Below are 5,162 nucleotides of genomic sequence, written 5' to 3'. Positions count from 1 at the left end.
TATTGAAGAATCGATTGTTTAAGCTGCGTTTGTTTCATAACAGAATTGGTTTAGGTGTTTACGATTTGCGAACGGTCTTTGTAGCCGCGGAACGATGCCTGCATGATCTTTTCTTCCGACCACTCGTTTCGATCAAACGTTTCGACCATCCGCCCCGCCGACATCACCGCGATGCGATCGCATGTTTCGAATAATTCTTCCAAATCGCTGCTGACAATCACGATCGCTTTGCCTTGGCTCGCCAACGTTTCGAACAACTGATAGATCCGCTGTCGGGCTCCGGCATCAATCCCGCGAGTCGGCTCGTCAAACAGAAAGACGTCAGCGTCGCGAACCAACCATTTTGCCACGGCAACCTTCTGTTGGTTCCCGCCGCTCAATGTGCCGACGAACTGATCAATCGACTCGCAGCGTGTCGCCATCGAATCACGCATCTGCGTGGCAACTCGGTTTTCTTCGGCCTCGCGAGTTAGTCCGAATCGCGAAAATCGTCGCCACATACTGCTTAGGGTCGTGTTGATGCGAATCGATTGCGACAACAGCAACCCGTCCTGTTTTCGGTCTTCGGTGACCATCGCCAAGCCCGCCGCAACCGCCTCGCTGGGATGCCGGAACCGCCGCGGTGTCGGATCGTCATCAAGAAAAATGTGCCCAGCCGCGGCAACATCGGCACCAAAGATCGCTCGCAACAATTCCGTACGGCCCGATCCCACCAATCCCGTGATCCCAAGTCGCTCGCCTCGCCGCACCGTGAAGCTGACATCGTCAACGATCCCCGACGTCACCGACTCGACTCGCATTGCATCCTGATTCGTCGCATGACAAACGTGGTCACGCTTGGCCGCCACCGCGGTTTCGCCACTCATCAAATCGACCATCGCATCGGTCGTTAGCGATGCAGTCGATTGAGTGCTCACCAGCATCCCATCACGCAGCACCGTAACGCGGTTGCTCAGTCGTGCGACTTCATCCAGCCGGTGGCTGATGTAGATGATTGCAACCCCTTCGTCTCGCAGCCGTGTCAAGTGAGCGAACAATTGCTCGGATTCACTGCCCGAAAGCGCCGCAGTGGGCTCGTCCAGAATCAGCAATTTGCACTGCCGAGCTAAAGCGGCTGCGATCTCGACCATTTGTTGCCGCCCAACCCCCAGCGAACCGACCAACGCGTCGCTTGCCACATCGGCCAATCCAAAGCGATCCAGGATTTGCGCTGCCCTGCGATGTAATTCACGCGAGTCGATCGCGCCAAACCGACGAGGTAACCGAGTCAGTAGCAGATTTTCGGCGACCGATAGCGTCGGAATCAGATTCAATTCCTGTTGCACAATCTCGACGCCAGCGGCTTCGGCGTCTTGCTTGTTCGACGGAGCAAACGAGTGGCCATCGAGTGTCATCTGGCCCTCGGACTTTGGCACAAGCCCGCTAACGATCTTGCATAGCGTGCTCTTTCCGGCGCCGTTGGCTCCCAACAGTGCATGGATTTCGCCCTGACGTACCTCTAGCGATACATCACGCAATACCGTCACGTTGCCATAGCGTTTGGTCAGACCGTCGACTTGCAACAGCGAATTCACAGGCTTTCCTTCGTCACCAAATCGACCGGAGTTTCGACGTCATCGGTTGCTGCCGATTTTTCCGTTACTTGCTTCAGAGCCGCCTCGATGCCGAATACCGCCAACTGATCGCCATGTTGGTCGGCGGTCGCCAAGACTTTGTCTTGTTTGATCGCCTCTTGAATCGCGGTGATATTGTCAAAGCCGACAATCATCACTTCGCCTTCGCGGCCCGCACTTTTCGCCGCTGCGATTGCCCCCAAGGCCATCGAGTCGTTGGCGGCCAGGATCGCCTTGATTTCGGGATGTTCGCTCAGCATCGACGATGCGATCGTGTTCGCTTTACTCATCTCCCATTCGGCCGTTTGGCTGTCGACAATCTCGATTCCGGCGTCTTGCATCGCGGCTTGGAAACCTTTCAAACGCTGCTGGGCATTAAACGAGGTGCGGATGCCTTCCAAGATCGCCACCTTGTCACCCTTGTTCAGTTTGGCGGCCAAGTGATCGCCCACCTTCTTGGCTCCCGCCATGTTGTCGGGGCCAACAAACGGGATCGAGATTTTTTCTTGCGTTAGCACTTCGGCATCCAGTCGGTTGTCGATGTTGATCACGACGACGCCCGCTTGCGATGCACGTCGCAGTGCGGGAACCAAGGCTTTTGAATCTGCCGGAGCGATCACGATCGCATCGACGCCGCTGGCCACCATCTCTTCGACGAGCGAGACTTGGCGGCTGAGATCTCGTTCGTCCTTGATCCCATTGACGACCAAGTCGTAGTCATCGGAGTTCTCGGCTTGATGCGCCGTCGCCCCATCGGCCATCGTCGAGAAAAACTCGTTCGCCAGCGATTTCATGATCAAGGCGACGCGAGGCTTGTCATTGTCCGTGCCCGATGCTTGGCGATCCTCGGGCGTGGTTGACGATGAATTGCAGCCTGCAGACAACAGCAGGGCTAACAGCAAAATGGAATGGCGAACGTTCATGGTTCTCTCTTTAGCGTGTGCGGTAAAAATGGAAGGATGTTTTATCGTGAGCTGTGGGGCCGTAAGACACCGGGTCGTTTGAGCACTCTAAGCAAACGGGGTGAAACAATTTTCCGATAAAGGGTTGTCTGTTTTCGCCGTAGCGGAAGTCGTCAAGACTTTCGTTCGATTGGCGTATGTCCCCCGAAACTCTTGACGAGTTTCGCTACGAAATGCTCACACGCGAGTGATTTTCAATTTTCAAACTTTAAAACTTCAATCGCTCCTCAATCATTGGACGCGTTCCCATGCTCGGTTGGGCGCCATCGCGTGATGCCGCGATCGCGCCCGCAGCACTGGCGAATCGCATCGCTTCGACCAGGTCGTCGGTTTCGGCCCAGCGGACACCCAAGGCGCCTGCGAACGCATCACCCGCCGCGGTGGTGTCGACCACCGTAATTTTGTCGGCGGCAAACTGATGGAAAGTGTTGTTCGTATACAGCACCGATCCACGGTCACCCAAGGTGATCACCGCGTTCTTGCATCCTCGGCGGTGCAGTTCCCGGGCCGCCTCTTTGGCATCGGCAATCGTCTCGACCGGCCGCCCCGTGATCGCAGCCGCCTCGGTTTCGTTGGGGCAAACTAAGTCCACGCATAACAGTTCATCGCTCCAAACCGGCGGGACCGGTGCGGGATCAAGCACGATTCGCACTCCCGCTTGTTTGGCGATCTTGATCGTCGCTAACACGGCGTCCAGCGGAATTTCGAGCTGCAGCAGCACCACGTCGGCCGTCTCGATCGCATCGCGATTGGCATCGACGTCCTCCGGCGTGACGCGTCCATTGGCTCCTTGCACCAACATGATTGCGTTTTGACCGCTCGCTTCGACCGTCACCACGGCCAATCCACTGGGGCAATCCTTCGTTTTCGAAACGCCGTGACAATCGATGTCGTGCGATTGCAGGTTTTGCAGTAGCGTGTTCGCGAAAGCATCGTCGCCGACTCGGCCAATCATTCGCACATTGCTGCCTGAGAGTGCAGCGGCGACCGCTTGGTTGGCTCCTTTGCCGCCACTGATCTCGGACGACGAATGTGCGGTAATCGTTTCTCCGGGACGAGCGAATCGGTCACAGCGAACGACCAGATCCATGTTGATCGATCCGACCACCGTAATCTTCGGAGGACGTTGGATGTTCATTGTTTTGCCTCGCGGATCGAGTCTCGGTTTACCAGGTGTACTTCAATCGAATGCTTTTTGGTTCGCGGACGCTTGCCCGTTCGCAGTTGTTTGCTGATCAATTCCGCAGCGGTCCGCCCCAGAGCCGGCACGTCTTGTGCAACCGTCGTCAGCGGGACGCTCATAAAGTCGGCGAAGGGAATGTCGTCAAACGTCACGATCGACAGGTCCTCGGGAACACGCAGTCCCAATTCCGACATCGCGCGGAGTGCCCCCAGAGCATTTGGGGTGCTGAAGGCAAAAAACGCCGTGATGTTTGGGTGCGTGCTCAGTAGTTGTCGGGCGGACTCGTACCCCGAGTGTTCACTAAAGCTGTCCCCGGCGACCATCGACGAATCCAATTCGATTTCATGTTTCGCCAATCCGTCGCGAAGTCCCTCGATCCGCTGGTCGTTGGGCAGTGTTCCCGGCAGTCCCTGCAAAACGCCGATCGACCGGTGTCCATGATCCAGCAGCAATTCGGTAGCCCGCTGGGCGCCGCAGCGATGATCCGACGTGACTTGCACGAGTTTACTTTTGGCGAAGCCGCGATCGACCAGGACCACCGGCAGTCCCGAGGCATCGATTGCGGCCAGATGATTGTGTTGTCGGCCGACGGGACAGACGACCAAGGCTTCGATTTGTCGGCCCAGTAGTTGTTCGATCAGCTTTTCTTCATTCGCGGTCGTTTCACGGCTATCGGCCACGATCACCGAGTAGCCATCGTGTTCGGCCGCCAGTGTGACTTCGCGAGCGATCGAGGCGAAGAACGGATTCGACAGATCGGGAACGACCACGCCGACGAGTCCCGAGCGTTTCAGTCGCAGCGAACGGGCGACCTGGCTAGGTCGAAAGCCGAGTTTCGCTGCCGTCTTCTTGACGGTTTTTTCGGTCGCCTCACTGATCCGGTACTCACGAGCGCGACCGTTCAGCGAGCGTGAAGCGACTGAAACGCTCACCCCCGCCGCATCCGCCACATCTTGTAGAGTCACCGACATCATGGATCCTGCCGCAAACATCTCTTCAGGGTCGTGAACGAATCCGTAGTGGACAAGGCAACAAGTCCCCGCAAGCAGGTTCTCCGCCGCGACAAATCCCGCAACCCGTCCAATTCTTGCACACCAAGCACAAACGATTGTGCCAAGTTACTCCCCACAGTCGCCCCCGTCAACCGTTGTCTATAGAGCAATCCGCCCCCGTAGCACAGGCTGCCAGACTGTCAACGAGATCGTGCTGACGCTTGCGGTTTATTAGCTCCAGAAATTTGACGGCAAAAAGATGGATGGCAAAAACATCAAAGAATGAGCTGTAGCGAAAGTCACGAAGACTTTCGGGGGGTAGCACAGGCTGCCAGCCTGTCATCGAGCGGGGCTGTTGCTCGAGGGATCTTTAGCAAGATCCACTACGGGGGTGGCGTCATGATCGCGGAGC

The 5,162-nt window shown here is 56.8% G+C and carries 4 protein-coding genes; all 4 read right to left on the bottom strand.

Features of this window, described 5'->3' with window-relative positions; genetic code table 11:
* Positions 1-50 precede the first annotated feature (50 nt).
* Positions 51-1,574 carry a sugar ABC transporter ATP-binding protein gene (locus ABX962_RS29630; RefSeq protein ID WP_372724935.1) on the bottom strand — a complete coding sequence of 508 codons (1,524 nt, stop codon included), beginning with the start codon at positions 1,572-1,574 and terminating at the stop codon, positions 51-53.
* Entirely contained in the window at positions 1,571-2,536 is a 966-nt protein-coding gene (locus tag ABX962_RS29625) for a sugar ABC transporter substrate-binding protein (protein WP_372724933.1), read from the bottom strand. Before ABX962_RS29625 ends, ABX962_RS29630 begins: the two co-directional genes overlap by 4 nt.
* A gap of 247 nt (positions 2,537-2,783) precedes the next feature.
* On the bottom strand, positions 2,784-3,713 hold the full coding sequence (gene rbsK / locus ABX962_RS29620) for a ribokinase (protein WP_372724931.1): 930 nt from the start codon (positions 3,711-3,713) through the stop codon (positions 2,784-2,786).
* Positions 3,710-4,732: a LacI family DNA-binding transcriptional regulator gene (locus tag ABX962_RS29615; RefSeq protein WP_372724929.1), complete on the bottom strand. Its 1,023-nt coding sequence runs from the start codon at positions 4,730-4,732 to the stop codon at positions 3,710-3,712. The genes rbsK and ABX962_RS29615 overlap by 4 nt, the downstream gene beginning before the upstream one ends.
* Positions 4,733-5,162: the final 430 nt, after the last annotated feature.

It is taken from the genome of Novipirellula sp., assembly GCF_041583735.1.
Taxonomy (GTDB): domain Bacteria; phylum Planctomycetota; class Planctomycetia; order Pirellulales; family Pirellulaceae; genus Novipirellula.
This window is presented reverse-complemented; position numbering and strand designations above follow the sequence as displayed.

What these genes read in the sequence shown, in the direction of transcription:
- ABX962_RS29625 (WP_372724933.1), bottom strand. Translation starts at nt 2,536, where the DNA reads ATGAACGTTCGCCATTCCATTTTGCTGTTAGCCCTGCTGTTGTCTGCA.
- rbsK (WP_372724931.1), bottom strand. Translation starts at nt 3,713, where the DNA reads ATGAACATCCAACGTCCTCCGAAGATTACGGTGGTCGGATCGATCAAC.
- ABX962_RS29615 (WP_372724929.1), bottom strand. Translation starts at nt 4,732, where the DNA reads ATGATGTCGGTGACTCTACAAGATGTGGCGGATGCGGCGGGGGTGAGC.